Source organism: Maribacter hydrothermalis (assembly GCF_001913155.1).
In the GTDB taxonomy this organism is placed as follows: domain Bacteria; phylum Bacteroidota; class Bacteroidia; order Flavobacteriales; family Flavobacteriaceae; genus Maribacter; species Maribacter hydrothermalis.
This window is the reverse complement of the sequence record NZ_CP018760.1, coordinates 3,835,691-3,853,414: the sequence shown is the minus strand read 5'-3', so window position 1 is coordinate 3,853,414 and position 17,724 is coordinate 3,835,691. Positions and strand designations below refer to the sequence as shown.

The 17,724-nt window shown below is 32.5% G+C and carries 18 protein-coding genes and 1 tRNA gene; 14 read left to right on the top strand and 5 right to left on the bottom strand.

Annotated elements, in window-relative coordinates; translation table 11 throughout:
• Nucleotides 1-73 precede the first annotated feature (73 nt).
• Nucleotides 74-361 (bottom strand): DUF493 family protein, encoded by a 288-nt coding sequence (locus BTR34_RS16525; protein ID WP_068484985.1) that lies wholly within the window; start codon nucleotides 359-361, stop codon nucleotides 74-76.
• 88 nt (nucleotides 362-449) lie between these two features.
• Between BTR34_RS16525 and BTR34_RS16520 the strand changes: the two genes are divergently transcribed.
• From BTR34_RS16520 to BTR34_RS16500, 5 genes are all read left to right on the top strand, one after another.
• Nucleotides 450-1,019 carry an AAA family ATPase gene (locus BTR34_RS16520; protein WP_068484986.1) on the top strand — a complete coding sequence of 190 codons (570 nt, stop codon included), beginning with the start codon at nucleotides 450-452 and terminating at the stop codon, nucleotides 1,017-1,019.
• The gene (locus tag BTR34_RS16515) at nucleotides 1,012-2,907 is read left to right on the top strand and encodes a RecQ family ATP-dependent DNA helicase (protein ID WP_068484987.1); all 1,896 of its coding nucleotides are present in this window, start codon (nucleotides 1,012-1,014) and stop codon (nucleotides 2,905-2,907) included. Before BTR34_RS16520 ends, BTR34_RS16515 begins: the two co-directional genes overlap by 8 nt.
• 1 nt (nucleotide 2,908) lies before the next feature.
• Nucleotides 2,909-3,856, top strand: coding sequence for a methionyl-tRNA formyltransferase (gene fmt, locus BTR34_RS16510; protein WP_068484988.1), 948 nt, complete (start codon nucleotides 2,909-2,911; stop codon nucleotides 3,854-3,856).
• A 174-nt stretch (nucleotides 3,857-4,030) separates the two neighbouring features.
• A complete protein-coding gene (locus BTR34_RS16505; protein WP_058102542.1) occupies nucleotides 4,031-4,303 on the top strand; it encodes an HU family DNA-binding protein in 273 nt (90 codons plus the stop codon).
• Nucleotides 4,304-4,414: 111 nt separating this feature from the next.
• A complete protein-coding gene (locus tag BTR34_RS16500; protein WP_068484989.1) occupies nucleotides 4,415-4,975 on the top strand; it encodes a YqgE/AlgH family protein in 561 nt (186 codons plus the stop codon).
• On the opposite strand, the gene BTR34_RS16495 is transcribed toward BTR34_RS16500, so the two are convergent.
• Nucleotides 4,972-5,817 (bottom strand): aminotransferase class IV, encoded by an 846-nt coding sequence (locus BTR34_RS16495; RefSeq protein ID WP_068484990.1) that lies wholly within the window; start codon nucleotides 5,815-5,817, stop codon nucleotides 4,972-4,974. The genes BTR34_RS16500 and BTR34_RS16495 overlap by 4 nt on opposite strands.
• Before the next feature lie 52 nt (nucleotides 5,818-5,869).
• A complete protein-coding gene (locus tag BTR34_RS16490) occupies nucleotides 5,870-6,253 on the bottom strand; it encodes an START-like domain-containing protein (protein WP_068484991.1) in 384 nt (127 codons plus the stop codon).
• 138 nt (nucleotides 6,254-6,391) lie between these two features.
• On the opposite strand from BTR34_RS16490, the gene BTR34_RS16485 reads away from it, so the two are divergent.
• The 4 genes from BTR34_RS16485 to BTR34_RS16470 all read left to right on the top strand — a co-directional run bounded on the left by BTR34_RS16485 (nucleotide 6,392) and on the right by BTR34_RS16470 (nucleotide 9,067).
• Nucleotides 6,392-6,465: transfer RNA gene (locus BTR34_RS16485), tRNA-Met, on the top strand.
• A gap of 53 nt (nucleotides 6,466-6,518) precedes the next feature.
• Nucleotides 6,519-7,868 (top strand): tyrosine-type recombinase/integrase, encoded by a 1,350-nt coding sequence (locus BTR34_RS16480; protein ID WP_068484992.1) that lies wholly within the window; start codon nucleotides 6,519-6,521, stop codon nucleotides 7,866-7,868.
• A 1-nt stretch (nucleotide 7,869) separates the two neighbouring features.
• Nucleotides 7,870-8,550, top strand: coding sequence for a hypothetical protein (locus tag BTR34_RS16475; RefSeq protein WP_068484993.1), 681 nt, complete (start codon nucleotides 7,870-7,872; stop codon nucleotides 8,548-8,550).
• Between the two features lie 106 nt (nucleotides 8,551-8,656).
• The gene (locus tag BTR34_RS16470; RefSeq protein ID WP_068484994.1) at nucleotides 8,657-9,067 is read left to right on the top strand and encodes a hypothetical protein; all 411 of its coding nucleotides are present in this window, start codon (nucleotides 8,657-8,659) and stop codon (nucleotides 9,065-9,067) included.
• An 18-nt stretch (nucleotides 9,068-9,085) separates the two neighbouring features.
• On the opposite strand, the gene BTR34_RS16465 is transcribed toward BTR34_RS16470, so the two are convergent.
• A complete protein-coding gene (locus tag BTR34_RS16465; protein ID WP_068484995.1) occupies nucleotides 9,086-9,475 on the bottom strand; it encodes a DUF2116 family Zn-ribbon domain-containing protein in 390 nt (129 codons plus the stop codon).
• A 64-nt stretch (nucleotides 9,476-9,539) separates the two neighbouring features.
• On the opposite strand from BTR34_RS16465, the gene xerA reads away from it, so the two are divergent.
• The 5 genes from xerA (at nucleotide 9,540) to BTR34_RS16435 (ending at nucleotide 15,869) form a co-directional block, all read left to right on the top strand.
• Nucleotides 9,540-10,667: a site-specific tyrosine recombinase/integron integrase gene (gene xerA / locus BTR34_RS16460; protein WP_235843208.1), complete on the top strand. Its 1,128-nt coding sequence runs from the start codon at nucleotides 9,540-9,542 to the stop codon at nucleotides 10,665-10,667.
• Nucleotides 10,668-11,348: 681 nt separating this feature from the next.
• Nucleotides 11,349-12,122, top strand: a complete 774-nt coding sequence (locus BTR34_RS16450) for a hypothetical protein (RefSeq protein ID WP_244893339.1) — start codon at nucleotides 11,349-11,351, stop codon at nucleotides 12,120-12,122.
• Nucleotides 12,123-12,351: 229 nt separating this feature from the next.
• The gene (locus BTR34_RS16445) at nucleotides 12,352-13,986 is read left to right on the top strand and encodes an ATP-dependent nuclease (RefSeq protein WP_068485155.1); all 1,635 of its coding nucleotides are present in this window, start codon (nucleotides 12,352-12,354) and stop codon (nucleotides 13,984-13,986) included.
• A gap of 2 nt (nucleotides 13,987-13,988) precedes the next feature.
• A complete protein-coding gene (locus tag BTR34_RS16440; protein ID WP_068485156.1) occupies nucleotides 13,989-15,119 on the top strand; it encodes a UvrD-helicase domain-containing protein in 1,131 nt (376 codons plus the stop codon).
• A 228-nt stretch (nucleotides 15,120-15,347) separates the two neighbouring features.
• Nucleotides 15,348-15,869, top strand: a complete 522-nt coding sequence (locus BTR34_RS16435; RefSeq protein ID WP_068485157.1) for a hypothetical protein — start codon at nucleotides 15,348-15,350, stop codon at nucleotides 15,867-15,869.
• Nucleotides 15,870-15,948: 79 nt separating this feature from the next.
• Here BTR34_RS16435 and BTR34_RS16430 read toward each other — a convergent pair whose 3' ends face one another.
• The gene (locus BTR34_RS16430; protein ID WP_068485162.1) at nucleotides 15,949-17,511 is read right to left on the bottom strand and encodes an IS1182 family transposase; all 1,563 of its coding nucleotides are present in this window, start codon (nucleotides 17,509-17,511) and stop codon (nucleotides 15,949-15,951) included.
• Nucleotides 17,512-17,724 lie beyond the last annotated feature (213 nt).

The following is a 17,724-nucleotide window of genomic DNA, read 5'->3' as shown; positions in this document are numbered from 1 at the left end:
TTTTAGCTTAATGTGTTTGAGAAGTATTCTTATAACGATGCCAAATTAATAAAATTATAGATGAAAAGCTATTTTACAAGGATATTACACCTTCAATTTCACCTACTTCCTTATATTTTTTAATAACATCATCGGCGCTGTTCAAATTTACGGTAATAGATACACTTGTATATTTACCGTTTTTAGATTTTTTGGAATTAATAACCGCACCCATATTATCAAATATCTTATGAATTTGATCTACTTTATCCGTTGCACTTTCCACAATAAATTTATATAAGTAATTAGACGGCCATTTAGAGGTATCTTGTAATTGCTTTTTTAATTTTTTATAAAAATCTTCAGTGTTTTTTTCGTCCATGACAACTATTTTATACAAAGATAAGTCTATTGTCCCAGTTTTTTAATACTCATGGTTTACGTACTTTTGTAGATATAAATCAAACGTTTTGAACAGCAAAAGAATTGTTATAACAGGGGGACCGGGAACAGGTAAAACCGTTTTAATTTCATCATTAGAAGAAAATGGTTACCATTGTTTTCATGAAGTGATACGCACCATGACGCTTGATGCATTAAATGGCAAGGCAGTAGAAAAACAATTAGTAAACCCTATTGACTTTGTTGATGACGCCAAAAGTTTTAATGATGAGCTAATGAATGCACGGTTAAAGCACTTTTTCGATGGCGATAAAATAGACAAAGATCAATTGTTCTATGACCGCGGTTTACCAGATGTTATTGCTTATATGAATTATTTTGGGCAGTCTGTTGAAAAGCGGTATACCAATTTGTGCCTTGAAAACAGATATGATGACGTATTAATTTTACCCCCTTGGAAAGAAATTTATGTTCAGGACAATGAGCGTATGGAGAATTTTGACCAAGCATGTGGAATACATAAACACTTAGAAAACACCTATATAGAACTAGGTTATACACCTGTTGAAGTACCTTTAGGCACTAAAGAGAACAGACTTCAATTTGTAATAGATTTTATAAATAACAAAGGTGAATAATACACCGAAAGATATTTTATCGAAATACTGGGGCTTTGATAATTTTAGAGGCTCACAAGAAGAAATAATTAATGCCATTGTAAACGGCCAAGATGTTTTAGGTCTACTGCCAACGGGCGGTGGTAAATCGCTCTGCTTTCAAGTACCTGCATTAATGAATGAGGGTATTTGCATCGTTATTTCTCCATTAATCGCTTTAATTGAAAATCAGGTAGACAACCTTCAAAAACTAGGCATCAAAGCCATAGGTCTAAAAGGTGGACTTAAATTTAATGAGGTTGATAAACTACTTGACAATTGTATTTATGGCGGCTATAAATTTTTATACTTATCGCCAGAACGCTTACAACAAGAACTCGTACAAGAAAGAATAAAAGCAATGAATGTTTCTTTGTTTGTTATAGACGAAGCACATTGTATTTCGCAATGGGGCCATGATTTTAGACCAGCCTATTTAAACTGTTCCATTTTACGGGCATTACATGCTCATCCTCCAATTATTGCTTTAACAGCTACTGCCACAAAACGAGTAAGCGATGATATTATAGAATCACTTGATCTAGAGCATCCGTATGTTGTTAAAGATTCTTTTTTTAGAAAAAATATAGGCTTTCAAGTCGTATTGACAGAAGATAAAAACAATCACCTTAAACAATATTGCCAACACATAAAACAAAGTGTAATTGTTTATGTACGAAGTCGAAGAAAGGCCGAAGAAATATCTAAATACCTTATAAAAAATGGCATAACATCCGCTTTTTATCATGGTGGTATTGACCAAAAGGCAAAAACAGAGCGCCTAAATTTATGGCTACAGGATAAAGTAAAAGTTATGGTTGCCACTAATGCCTTTGGAATGGGAATTGACAAACCAGACGTTGAACTTGTTATTCATTATCAAATACCAGATAGCCTAGAAAATTATTTTCAAGAAGCAGGCCGAGCCGGAAGAAATGGAACACTGGCCAGAGCTATTTTACTTACCAATACAACAGATAAACTACTTGTAAAAAAACAATTCATTGAAGTTTTGCCCGATGTAAATTTTATAAAATTTATATATCGAAAATTGAATAATTTTTTTCAAATAGGATATGGAGAATTTACCGAAGCTGTATTCAGCCTAAATTTCAACGAATTTTGTTCAACCTACAAGCTCAATAGCTATTTAACCTACAATGCACTATTAGCCTTAGACAGAAATTCAGTTGTTTCACTTTCCGAGAATTTTTCAAAAAAAACAACTATAAAATTTAAAACTGATAAGAGCACACTCTATAGGTACATAGAACAAAACCCAAAACTAGAAGAATTCATTAAAGTAGTTTTACGCACTTATGGCGGCGTATTTGAGTTTGACATTAAAATAAATACCTATGTACTGGCCAAGAAATTAAATCTGCCTGAAAAGGTGGTAAACTTAAACCTTGAGCAGCTTGCTAAAGACGATATTGTTGATTACCAAAGTACTACAAGCGATTTAGAACTCATTTTTTTAGTGCCAAGGGATGATGACCGTACTATAAATCAGTTTTCAAAAAATATTGACGAACAAAATCAACTTAAGATAGAGAATGTATCAAAAATGCTGAATTATATTGATAATATTAAACAATGTAGAAGTATACAGCTGTTAGACTATTTTGGGGAAAAGCAAAAAAATAAATGTGGCATTTGCGATATTTGTATGTCCGAAAAATTAGGAAATACTGATGTTGTTCACGCAAAAATAAAAATCATACAATTATTAAAAACTAGAAAAGCTAATTCAAGAGCATTACAAATAAGCTTAAATATAAATCAAGATGTTGTCCTTTTAGCTATTCAAGAATTGTTAGAAGACAATTATATTCAACTAAACGCAATTAACGAATACGAACTTATATAATATGGAAGCATTAAGAATCATATTTATGGGCACTCCAGAATTTGCTGTCGGCATTCTAGACATGCTAGTAAAAAAAGAATATACCGTTGTTGGGGTAATTACCGCACCAGACAGACCTTCAGGTAGAGGAAGAAAATTAAACGAATCTGCAGTTAAAACATACGCGATAGCAAAAAATATAAGGGTGCTACAGCCTACCAACTTAAAAGACGAGAATTTTTTAGAGAATTTAAAATCTTTAAACGCCAACCTACAAATTGTAGTTGCCTTTAGAATGCTCCCAAAAGTGGTCTGGAAAATGCCTACATACGGAACTTTTAATCTTCATGCCTCATTATTACCACAATATAGAGGTGCTGCCCCAATTAACTGGGCCATTATTAACGGAGAAACAAAAACCGGAGTTACTACATTTTTTATAGACGAAAAAATAGATACAGGAGCAATTATACTACAAGATGAAGCTCCTATACAAATAGATGATAATGTGGAAGATTTACATGACAGGCTAATGCATTTAGGTGCACATACCGTAATTAAAACTGTTGAACGCATTCAACAAGGTAATTTTGAAACTACTGAACAAGTAAATTCCGATGATTTAAAAGAAGCACATAAAATTCATAGAGAAACATGCGAAATAGACTGGCACCAACCGAAAGAGGACCTATATAATTTTATAAGAGGTCTTAGCCCTTACCCAGCAGCCTGGACTACATTAATAAATGGAGACCAGCAGATAATTACTAAAATATATAAAGCAAGCATGTTAACCGAACAACACAAGTTACCCATTGGTAACTTAGTGTTTACTAAAAAGGAAATGAAGGTTGCTGTTATTAATGGGTACTTAATATTAGAAGAAATTCAGCTTCAAGGGAAAAAACGAATGCATGTAAAAGATGTATTAAATGGTCTAAATTTAGAAGAAAATGCCAAAATGAGGTAAAGCCCCGTCGTTATTGGGCTGCGAGAAACGTAAAAAAAACCCTACTTTATCAACAAACACGCTGAGTTATCAACAAAACATAGGATTTCCCCCCATTTTACTTGTGTTCGTCATAATTCCATATAAATTTGTTAGTAGGTATAAATTTTTTAATCACAATTAATTAATCACATTATGAACAAAACAGAATTGATCGATGCAATGGCAGCTGACGCTGGCATCACAAAAGCTGCGGCAAAAAAGTCATTGGAATCTTTCTTAGGAAATGTTGAAAATTCTCTTAAAAAAGGAGATAGAGTTTCTCTAGTAGGTTTCGGTTCTTGGTCCGTATCTAAAAGAAATGCAAGAGAAGGTAGAAATCCATCAACTGGAAAAACTATCCAAATTGCTGCTAAAAATGTAGTAAAGTTTAAAGCAGGTGCTGATTTAGGCAAAGCAGTAAACTAATTTTACATAGATAAAATTGATAAAAGCACCCTAAATGGGTGCTTTTTTATTTTTATCTTTTTGCATTTAAGAGGATTTGTCTTACTTTAGAAATATAATCATACAGAATAAATGATCATTTTAAAACCAACAAAAGGTAAATTGCTAATTGCCGAGCCATCGTTAACAGGCGACGTATCTTTTAATAGATCTGTGGTTTTGTTAGCCGAGCACAGTAATGAAGGTTCGGTAGGTTTTATTTTAAATAAACCGTTAGAGTATCAAATTAACGAACTGGTAACCGAAATAGAAATTCCGTTTCGTGTATATAATGGTGGACCAGTTGAGCAAGACAACCTATACTTTATACATAAAGTACCGCACTTAATAGATAATAGTGTTGAAATTTCGGACGGTATATATTGGGGTGGAGATTTTGAAACAACCGTTGAGCTTATTAATAAAGAAATTATTTCAGAAGACGATATACGCTTCTTTTTAGGATATTCCGGTTGGTCATCATTACAACTTGATCAAGAACTTTCTTCAAAATCTTGGGTAGTTGTTGAAAATGAGCACGAAAGTAGAATTATACAAAAAGCAGCTACGGCAATTTGGAAAGAAAATATGATTCAATTAGGAGGCGATTATCTACTTTGGTCCAATTCTCCCGAAAACCCTAGTCTAAATTAAACAGGTTTAACTAAGGAGAATCTTGCTGTTGTATTTAACTTACCAATGAGCGCTTTGGCAACCGTATTGTCGTAATTTTTCTTTCTATATTTAGTTATAGAAATTATTCCGTTAAAACTATTTACCGTAAATAATTCATCTGCTTTCTGCAATTCAAAAGGCGAAATACTCTCTTCAACAAACTGATAATCCTCTATTTTTTTTACAATATCTATTAACTTTCCTCTAATAATACCATTTACACAGCCATCTACTAAAGGCGCTGTTTTAATAACATTCTTTTGAACTATAAATAAATTTCCTTTTAAAGTTTCTATTACTTGTTTATGTTCATTTATTAGTAAACAATCTTGATAATCATTCTCATCTGCATAAATACCACCTACAACATTTAAAATTTTATTGTTGGTATCAAGATTAGAAAGCATAGATGAATTCTTATAAAAGTCTTTAAAAAGTTCAACTTCATACGGGCTATCGGTTAAAATATAAAAAGGATTAACCAAAGAACAGGTTGTAATAACATATGAGATACTATTTTCATCTAAATTATTATTTCTATAAACGATGAATTTAACCCCCTTAGAAGCTTTTAAATCTTGTTCAGAAAGAGTTCTTAGGATTTCTTCTTCAAAAAATTCCATTGTAAAATTCATAGGAATCTCCATTCTAAGAATGCGCATAGAAGACATTAATCTTAAATAATGATCCTCTAAAAAAATGGCTTCACCATTAACTACACGCAGTTCTTCAAAAACGGCATCCCCAAATTGTAACGCTCGGTTGCTTGCATTTAAAATTTTATCATTATCATTTAAAAGTTTACCATTAAAATTGAGCATAAAAAAAGCCTTAAAAAATTAAGGCTCAAAGATACTGTAAATAAGAATATTTTTATGAAGAACCCAATACCTGCTTTAAATCTGATACTTGGTTAGTCCATAGCATTTTAGATTCCTCAACCTCATCATCATCTGCAAAGTCAGTAATGAATAAAGAGACATCTTTTGTTATTTCGTCAACAATAATTTTCATTTCAAAATAACTATCATCATCTGCCTCTTCCCAAGCAAAACGGACAAATTCATCGGTTTTTCTTTTTAATAATTTGGCATCTTCTTCTGCACCATCCCATATAAATGTGAATTTTTCACCTCTAGAATTAACATTATCTGCAAACCATTCTGACAAGCCAGACGGAGTTGCCAAATATTGATATAACATTTGTGGTGAAGACTGAATTACAAACTCTATTTCAAATTTTATTTTATCGCTCATTATTGTACTACTTTAAGATGAGCAATATATATATTTCTAAATGATTAAAAAATAATACTTATCATTTATTTTTTTCAGTAGGTTTTGTTGAAGAACAAATAAATTACCACTATATTTGCAGCCGTTTAAAAATAATATGGCGAGGTAGCTCAGTTGGTTAGAGCGTCGGATTCATAACCCGGAGGTCGGGGGATCGTGCCCCCCTCTCGCTACATTAGTAAAATCAAGTAAAACAACGGTTTAGTTCACTCTAAACCGTTTTTTTATGTCTATATTTCTACATGCAATTACAATTGAACACGAAAGTGAACACGATTTAGAACACGATTTGTCTACAAAAGCCAATTTTTCAGCACCAAAAATCTATACTGCCAAGGGTGATCTTGCTAAAAGATGGTACGTATATTTTTCATATAGGAATCCAGTTACAAAGAAATTGGAACGAATGAAAAACATTTATGGGAAGGCGAATAATTACAAGACCAAGGCGGATAGATTAACTATTTTAACCTCTTACCGTAAAAATTTATTAAAATTATTAAGAGCAGGGTACAGTCCGTTTGAAAATCGATCTGTAGATGAAATTCAAGAAAAGGATTTAAAGCAAGTAAGGGCTGATAAGAAAATAGAAAAGGTTAAACCCATATTTAAGGAGTCGACAATTAACCTAGCAAATAAAGAACTGCCAACTAAATCAGAAACAAAGGATTTAGGTATGCCCCTAAAAGATGCCTTTGATTACGTTTTAAAGTTGAAAAATAATCAAGTTAAAGCTAGAACCATACAAGATTATCGACTTAAGGGCCAAGCATTTCTAAAATGGTTAGCAAAAAATCATCCTACCACTCAGTATGCACATCAATTAACTAAAAAAATGTTGCTTGATTTTTTAAATGAAATTATCATTAAAACAAGCCCCAGAAACAGAAATAATTTTAGGTTAGCCTTAGGTACCATTTTACAAACTTTAGAAGATAATGAGATTATCAAATTGAATTTTATCAAATCAATTAAGGTTTTAAAGTCTGTACCCAATAGAAACAAAACCTTTTCGCTAGAAACTGAAAAAAGTATATTTAAATACCTAAGTAAGGAAGACCCAATCCTACTACTTTACATTAAATTTGTTGCTTACAATTTTCTAAGACCTATCGAGGTTTCTAGGCTTAAAATCAAAGACATAGATTTAAATAATAAAATACTAACCTTTCAAGCCAAGAACAGTAATCTTAAAAAGAAAATAATCCCTCAAATGTTATTGGATGAAATACCTGACTTGTCAAATTTGAACCCAGAGCATTTACTGTTTACTCCTACCAAAATTGGCGGAGCTTGGGATACAAAAGAAACCAACAGAAGAAATTATTTCTCTAAACGATTTAAACAAAAGGTGAAAGAACATTTTAATCTAAACGAAGATTATGGTTTGTATAGCTTTAGACATACGTATATTACAAAACTATACCGAGTAATTTTAAAAGATGCTACACCATTTGAAGCCAAAAGTAAATTAATGTTGATTACGGGTCATAATTCAATGTCCGCCTTAGAAAAATATTTACGTGATATAGATGCCGAACTGGCCGAAGATTACTCCAATCTTTTAAAAGAATAGAATGGATACAAGCAAAACACTAAAAGGTTTAATAAAACAGCTCTATACTCCTCTACTATTTTTTATTCCCAAAAGTATCATTCCTTTAAGTGAACTCAGTGAATTTAGAAATATTAAAACAGAAGATTTTTTTAACACCATTGTTCTACTTTCTGAAAATAATGCAACAGAGAAAGTGTTAGCTATAAAAGATTGCACTCCATTATTAGAAAAGGCATCAATTCTTAATTATAACACAATAGCGTTAATGGACATAAAGGAAAATGCGAGTTCATTACAATTTTCAACGCTACTAGAAAGTTACATAATGCATTTGCGGTTTTATTCGTTTATTTCTAAATGGATGAATGAAAATGTGATAAATCATTGCGATGCCAATAAAAAAATCAAGGGATACTTTCAACTTCAGGCAGATTGTTTTCAATATCATAAATTACAAATTGAAAACAAATTTAGTATTCGAATAATTTCAAATCTTAACTCAGTTGAAATTCTTTCTTATATTAATCATGACGATTACGTACCATTAAAAGATGTCATCGAAAACCAAAAAAGTATAGCTGCGAAGGCTACTAATCCAATTCCTGAAAAATCAGCAACTGTAAAACTTCAAAAACCTATTTTAATTACCGATGATGAAGCAAGAAGTTTTCTTTTAGCAACGGTATTTAATTCAAATTAGAAACAACTTCCCTATTTTAACAGATGGTTAGTTAATTTACTACCCCTACCAAATATTACTTAAAATTGAATAATTATACGTCAAACATACGTACATTTAACGCTAAATGGATACAAAACACTACATCTGCAATTATTGTCACGAAGAATTCATACCTAAAAGAAGATATGTTCAAAAATTCTGTAGTGCTACTTGCAGGTCTAAAGCTCACCACCAAAAAACAAAAACAGGGAATTTATTACCCGTGAAACAAGCTACAAATAGTAACACTAAAATTGAAAAAATGAGTGCTGCAGGAATTGGAAATGCAGCCGCTGGAGCACTTGCTGCTGATGTCTTAAAGAATGCTTTTACCAATAGTAATAATAAACCAGCTACTAAAGGAGATATTTTGGCCTTAAGAAAAAGTTATGACCGTTATCAAAAAATTCTTAATATACCTGTAAAGCCTGACGGAATGCTACCCTACTTTGATATGGAAACAAAATTTCTAGTTTATTTAAAACCTCTTAAATAAAGTTATTTACCAGACTCATTATTTAGTTTGGGTGCTATCCATATAATTTTGCCACTTCACTAGAGTGTATTTTTTAATTCCATCATTTTGAATATTTAAAAAACCATATTCATATACAAATAAATAAACGTCTCCTTTTTGATTTTTCCAAAAGTGGGTAAAAAATTTAGGATTAAAACCTTTATCAATTAATTCACTTCTACGAACAGTGGTAAAACCAGATTTATTATAACTTTTTAAAATCTTTCTATTTACTTTTAAATGACTATCAACCTTAAAAAAGAACTGTTCACTTTCTTGACGTTTTTCATACTGGTTTATAGATTTACATTTCACTGAGCAAAATAATTTATCTACTCTTCCTGAAATTGATGTTGAACAAATTATACATTTTCTTTTATTATCCATTTGCAAACGTATATTATACGTATAATATACAGCTAAAAATTATATATATGTTTATTCTTGTAACATGAATTCTGTAAAATCTATAACACTTTACCATCTAATGATTAATAATCAAAAGATGATTGGTATAAAGTTTAGCCCGGATAAACTGATACAGAACTTAATTAAAGGACTCCCAGACCCCAAGTGGAGTAAACAATATAACATGGCATATATACATAATACTAAGGCAAACTTGGGTATAATCTTTACAACATTTAAAGGTATTGTTTGGATAAATTATAATCGATTTTTAACAAATAAACCTATAAATACTAGTAACGAAACAGTAGATGTTCAATGGTTCAGAAATAGGACTAATGTACCAGAATATAGACTTTGTCCTGAAGAGTACTTATTAAAGTTAGAACTTAAAAGATACGCCAATAGTACTGTACGCACATACGTTTCTTTTTTTGAAATGTTTATAAATTACTATAAAGAAAAGGAACTAATAACCATTGATGAAAGTGATATTAGGAACTTTCTACAACATCTTGTTCAGAGAAATGTATCGAACTCTTACCTTAACCTAGCCATAAACGCTATCAAATTTTATTATGAAGTAGTTTTAGATATGCCAAACCGTTTCTATGAAATAGAACGACCTAGAAAAGAATCCAAATTACCTAAAGTAATTTCAAAAGAAGAAATACTTTCAATTATTGAAAACACCAACAATTTAAAGCATAAATGCATTGTTCAATTATTATATGGTTCTGGTTTAAGACGTAGTGAACTTTTAAATTTGAAAATAGAAGATATTGATAGTAAGCGAATGCTAATTCGTGTTGTAGGTTCAAAGGGAAATAAAGATAGGCAGACGTTGTTATCAAGAAATGCCTTAAAAGACTTAAGGCGATACTTTACAAAATATGAACCTAAAATTTATTTATTTGAAGGTAAAACTGGAATAAAATATAGCGGTGCTAGTGTATTGAAAATTGTAAAGTCAGCTGCTGAAAGAGCAAAAATACGCATAAGTGTTACACCACATATATTGCGACATAGTTTTGCTACGCACTTACTGGAATCTGGGACAGATTTAAGGCAAATACAAGTACTCTTAGGACATAGCTCAAGTAAAACAACTGAAATTTACACCCATGTGGCTACTAATACTTTTGAAAGTATAAAAAATCCACTAGATTAGTAATCCTAAATAAGAAATAAACGTACCTAGGTACGTTTATCGAATTGTTGTAGGCAATTTAAGAAACGGACTAACAACCAAATGACTGAATGAACTTTTTATACAGATTACTACTAACTTTCAATGCAACATCATTGATAATCGTTGTTTTTTTAGTCAAAGAGCAAGTTCTGATTAATGAAATAGACTGCCGATTAATCAACTTACCCAATTACGTATCGTACATCATTTACTTTCTTATTCCTGTTGGACTGACTTATTTCAGCCTTTTGATTGCAAGATTTTTAAGTAAAGATAATATTCAAGAAGCTTCAATTATAAGTATTGAACAAGCCAATAACGCCTTTTTACCGAGTTATTTAGGATACTTTTTTGTAGCATTAAGTGTTCCCTACGTTGAAACACTAATATTTGTGTTTGCGATATTATTTATTTTTACATTTTTATCCCAAACTTTATATTTCAATCCTCTTTTTTTAGTGTTTAGATATCACTTCTACTACCTGAATACTACCAATAATGTTCAACTTTTTGTAATAACAAGAAAAGAGTTAAAAGACCCAAAAAGTATCAAAATAGAACAATTAAGAAGAATAAATAATTTCACGTTTATCGACATAAAAAAATAATATGAACCATTTACTTGCAAAAAAAACAGGACGTAATGGAGAATACGTCAAAATGATATCCGATGAGGATATTTTTAACTTACCAGACGACTTGGACAATCCACACGAATACGATACTGATTATAAGCTTGAAGATGATGAATGGTTTGGAATAGAAGATTTTTCCGAAACTGATTTCTGTATCGATATACTAACAACGGACTTTAATTCAGCGGAATATAATCAAATTGCTCTTGCGGATTATAATAGACTTAAATATTTATGCTCTTATCAAGATAACCAATATTACTACTTTCAAAAGTTATCGAGAAGCCAAACTATTAGACGGAAATGGTTTACAATATCTAACCAACCAGAAATTCAAAATGACAATCCGATAATTATTTTGAAAGAATTACCAGATGCGATTTATGACAGCGAAGAAGATATACTCTACTTCAAAAAACTGACGTCAATCACAACAATATTTTCTGGAATCGGAACTTTATATCGAGAAGCAACACAAGAAGACACTGAACAATTCCTTGAGAACGAATTCATTAACTTAACAGACGATTATGATGCATCAAAAGTAAAAAAGGCGAATAGAAAAAGAATTGCTATGGCTATGGACACATTTAATGCTTTTAATCCTCAACAAAGAAATTCTATCTATGACTATATAAAGGAATATTGCAATGACCTTGAATTTTCAGACGAAGACAGAAATTTTAATATTGGTTCGGAGGAAAATTTAAAGCAATTAATGTACGGAATTGAACAGCGATATTATACAACACCAATTGGAAACGAAAAGAGATTAGCAAATTCAATTACAACAATATAAAAAACTGCCTACAACAACGTATATAGCTCATAGCTAATTAGTTGATTAAACGAAGTTAAGGCATATTTGGAAAGTCGCCAAATTTTTAAAATTGACGATTTCCAATAAAAAAGATAAATAGTAAAATTTAAAAACCTGGCTTGTGCTTAATCCGAAAATAATCGCTAATTTACACGCTACGAGCCATATACAAGACCGTTGTGCTTCATGCAAAAAAAAACCAACCTAGATGCATATTGAGAAAATAAAAATTAAAAACTTCAAATGTTTCAAAAATGAATTTGAGTTAGCATTAAATAAAAATGTCAACATCATAGTTGGGGAAAATGAAGCAGGAAAATCGACAATTATTGAAGCTCTAAACCTTATACTTTCTGGATGGTTTAAAGGTCGATATATTCATAATGAACTGAATGAATACATATTCAACAAAGAAACTATAAAAGAATATATTTCAAGTCTTCAAACTGAAACACCATTAGCACCACCTTCAATTAAAATTGAAGTTTTTTTATCGCCTGATGCACCTTCGATTTTCAAAGGAGATAAAAACTCTGAAAAATCAGATTCAATTGGATTATCTTTCAACATTGAATTTGATAACAAATATTTACCTGAATATCAGATTTTAGTTCAAACCGAAAGCATAAAAAGTTTACCCATTGAATATTATAATTTTTATTGGGAATCCTTCGCTAGAGACGAGAGAGTCACACCAAGGCTCATACCGATTAAACCTGCATTAATAGACTCATCAAATGGTAGATTGCAGAATGGTTCTGATATTTATATTAGCAGAATAATTAAAGACTTTTTAGACCAGAAAGAAATTGTAGATGTTTCCCAAGCACACAGGAAAATGAAAGATGTTTTCATGCAAGAGGAATCTATAATTAGCATAAATAAAAAAATTCAAACTGATTCAAATATTTCCAATAAGAAAGTTGAACTCTCAGTTGAACTTTCTTCAAAAAATTCTTGGGAAAACTCTTTAGTAACATATCTTGATGATATTCCATTTCATCATATCGGAAAAGGAGAACAATGTGTGATAAAAACCAAATTGGCTCTATCGCATAAAAAAACATTAGAATCCAATGTGCTTTTAATTGAGGAACCAGAAAATCACCTATCGCACACAAAATTAAATGAGCTAATTCATGACCTCAAAAAAGGAGCAGAAAACAAACAAATTATTGTAACTACTCATAGTAGTTTTATTGCAAACAAATTAGGCTTAGAAAGCCTAATCTTATTAAACGAGCAAAAAACCATAACCTTTAAAGACTTAGAAGATGAAACTTTTACTTACTTCAAAAGATTAGCTGGTTACGATACTCTTAGATTAATTCTTAGCAATAAGTCAATACTTGTGGAAGGCGATTCAGACGAATTAATTATTCAAAAGGCATATTCACAAAAACATGGTAAACTACCAATAGAAGACGGAATAGATGTAATTTCTGTGGGCACTTCTTTTTTAAGATTTTTACAAATAGCAGAGAAAATAAATAAGCCAGTAATCGTAATTACAGATACAGATTGGAGTCTTGAACAACTTGAAAACAAATACGAAGATTACATAGGAGAAAACGCAAAACCAAACATTACAATTTCCTATGATAGCGAAATAGATGAAGGAGATTTTGAAATATACGGCAAACCATTTAATTACAACACGTTAGAACCTAAATTACTTAAATCAAATTCTATTGAGTTGTTCAATCTAGTTTTCGAAAAAGATTATAAAACGGCAGACGAATTTCATAAATACATGAAGCTCAATAAAACAGAATGTGCATTAAAGTTGTTTGATTCAAAAGAAACAATTGTATTCCCTAATTTTATTTCAGACGTTATTTAATAATGACTAACGAATTAATCATAGCATCGGCAGGTTCAGGAAAAACCACAGCTTTAATTAAAAAAGCATTGTCATTTCCTGAAAACTCTATTTTAATTACTACCTACACAGAATCAAACGCTCAAGAAATCAAGAATAAATTTTTTGAATTAATAGGCTGTATTCCTTCAAATATTCATATTTCTACTTGGTTTTCATTTTTAATTAAACAATGCATAAAACCTTATCAAACTATTCTATTTGACCACAAAATAAAGGGACTTCTGCTTGTAAACGAGAAATCGGGAATTAGATACACAGACCAAAGAACTGGAAGGAAAATTCCATATGCAGAAGCGGATAATTTTGATAAATTCTACTTTACCAAAAACAAAAGAATTTATTCTGATAAAGTTGCAAAACTTGCTATTAGAGTTAACAAAGAAACAAAAGGAAAAATAATAAACCGTATTACAGAAATTTACGACTACATACTAATTGATGAATGTCAAGATTTGGCAGGATACGATTTGGAATTACTAAGGACTTTTGGGCAATGCAGTTCAAATCTATCATTGGTTTGTGACCCAAGACAAGTTACCTATTTAACTCATAATTCTACGAAATATAAAAAATATAGAAATGGATTATTAAAAGAGTTCATTACTACAGAATGCAGTAAATTAGGTTTCAAAATTGATGAAACATCACTTTCTGAATCTTACAGATGCAATCAGCCTATATGCGACTTTGCAAATAGACTTTATCCTGAACATAGTCAATGTGGTTCAAAACAAAATGAAACAACAGAACATGATGGCATATATATAATTGAAAAAGACAAAGTTGATGATTATTTAGCAAAATATAATCCCGTCCAATTAAGGTGGAACTCTTTAACAAAGAACACAAATTCCGAATTTAGTATTACTAATTTTGGGCAATCTAAAGGTTTAACTTTTGAAAGGGTTTTAATCTATCCAACGAAAGGAATGCTTGGTTGGATAAAGGACAATACTATTTCAGTCGGTAAGTTTAGCAATGAAGCCAGAGCGAAATTTTATGTAGGAATAACAAGAGCGAAATATAGTGTTGGAATAGTCTGTGATAAAACAGATGGCTTTGTAAAAAATGGAACAATTGAATACGAATAAAGCACGAAAGCACAACAATGTATATAAAAAATAGGGCGGAATGGTGCTTAAACAAAGGCTTGGGCGTATTTGCGAAGTCGCCAAATCTTTTGATTTGGCTTTTAGAAAAATAAGATAAAAACAAAATGCAAAAGTTTTGGCTTGTGGCTAAACCGAAAAGTCATCGCTTACCACCTGCCCTACTTTTCATATACGAGACGTTGTAAAACATTTGACCAAACCAAGAAAATGCAGGAAACCATCAAAAATAGAATTCCAATTCACGTTGATTTAGCACCAAATCGAGACGAAGTTTATTCTGGAATTTGTTTAAAATCAAATGAGAATATCTTTGTGTTTATTTGCTTTAATGACGAAACAAAAGAATTTGACGGTTTTGCAATTATTAGGAATTTTGAAATTGACAAATATCGAGAATGGGACGAAGAAGAATTAAGTGAAATAAAGAATAATAATTACGCGGAATTTATCGGAAAACTGCCACTTGAAAGAATGAATAATATGTCCGAATGTTTATCGGAATTAGAAAACGAAGAGTTGATTGCAATATTTACAGAAACTGACGATGATTCATATTTTGTCGGACAAATTAAAAATCTTACGGAAAACGAAGCGGAATTAAAATTAATGAATGAAGATGCGGAATGGACTGGAAATGAAAAAATAAAAATTGCCGAAATAACTTATATTGGATTTCGGACAAGTATTGAAAAAGAGTTACTGAATAAAAACGTTTTACAACACCGGTAACCGTTGCACAAGCTTAAATTCTGAATAAAATCAACATAATAAAGCCTCTTTAAGAGGTTTTATTATTACCGGTTCAGTATTAGAATGTCACTTTTTGATGCCTTAGGAATACTGAAAACATATCTTGGACAGTACTTTTTATAAAGACCTTAAAAGCAAGCTTTGCTAGCCCACTATTTGAACGTTTCAGTTCAAATTTCAGGTACTTCTTAAGGTTATAGGCGATTGCGGAGAGGTGCATCACCTTGTTGGCCTGTTCCAGACCTATCGTATTTATCTTGCGCATGCCCATGAACTGGGTGAGGGTACCGAAAACGGGTTCTACGGTGCTTTGTCGTTTACCCTTCATATACCTGCCCTGTGGGCTCTCGACCCTTGCGATGTTCCGTTCGTATTCCGCCCGATAATACGTGACCGAGAACTGTTTCTCGTTGACCTTTCCAAGGCAGCTTTCCATGATCGAGCAGCCCTTGCAGATCTTGCTCGACGCGCGGTACGCCTTCTTTTTGGTCTTGGTCCGGCTGTCAAGGAACACTTTTTTGAAAGGGATCACCTTGCCCTGTGGGCATAGATAATTGTCGTGTTCCCTGATGTACGTAAACCCATCGGGACCACCTTTATAGGTGCCATGCGGTGGAATGAAACTTTTTAGCCCTTGGTTTTCCAGAAATGCATAGTTCTCCCCGCTACTATACCCCGTATCGGCCACGCAGTTTTCAAATACCAGACCTTGTTGCCATAATCTTCTTTGCAAGCGTTGTACGATATCCTGTAATTGCTGGTTATCCTTTCCATCTGCATGGTACGCCCTGATGTCGGTTATAACATGATGCGCCGTGTCAACACTAAGTTGAGAAAGATAGTTCAGCTTTCTGGCCTTGCCGGGTTTCACACTTATCCTGGCATCGGGGTCCGTTGGGCTATAATGTGTTTTGTTACTGGTGTACTTCGCACCTTTATTACCTGCACCGGGTCTTTGATCCTGATCCTTCGCCCACTTCTTGTTACGGCTCTTTATCGCATTCAGCTCCTTTCCACTTGCGGTAATACTACGATCGCCCTTATCCGCTTTATTATCCTTGGACTTACGGTGTGGCACTTCCCTGTCCATGGCGCTGATCGCCCGTATCCGCACCAAGTGCTCCTTTAGTTCTTCCTCGGGCACTTTCAGTTCCAAGGTATCCATACTCGCGTTCGCCTTTACCGGTGCCGAATCTATCGCTTGGGTATGACCACTTACCATTCCCTTTTCTATACACAACTGTAAAATATTCGTGAACACTTCCTCGAAAACGGACTCTGGAAACAGTTGGCGTGTACGGCTTATGGTACTGTGCCATGGAAGTTCCTCATCAATGTCATAGCCTATGAAATAAAGAATGTCCAAGCGCATCGAACAATGCGCAATCAGTTTACGGTCGCTGATAAGGTTCTCCAGATAACCCACCAGACAAAGCTTGAAGAACACCACGGGGTCTATGCTCTTTTGACCGCTCTCCCCATAATAGGGCCGAGTCAACTTATAGAGGAAACCAAGATCAAGGGCGGATCCCAAACGCCTGTAAAAATTGTTCTTCGGTATACGTTCACTAAGTTGGAAACTAGCGAAAAGCTTCTCCTGGTACTCCTTTTTTCCCTGCATACAACAAGTTACGATCAAATGTCCGATCGGCAAGGATCAGAGCTCGATATTTTTTATATCTTGTGCAACAGGCACAATGGCTATAAGCAATACGGGGCTTTTGTGTTTGCCGAAAGTTATCGCTTAAATCGAACTCCGCAAAGCCTTATTTTGAGTTTTTATCGTTAAATTTAAAAACAAAAATAAGGCTTTGCTATGTGCTAGACGGAAAGG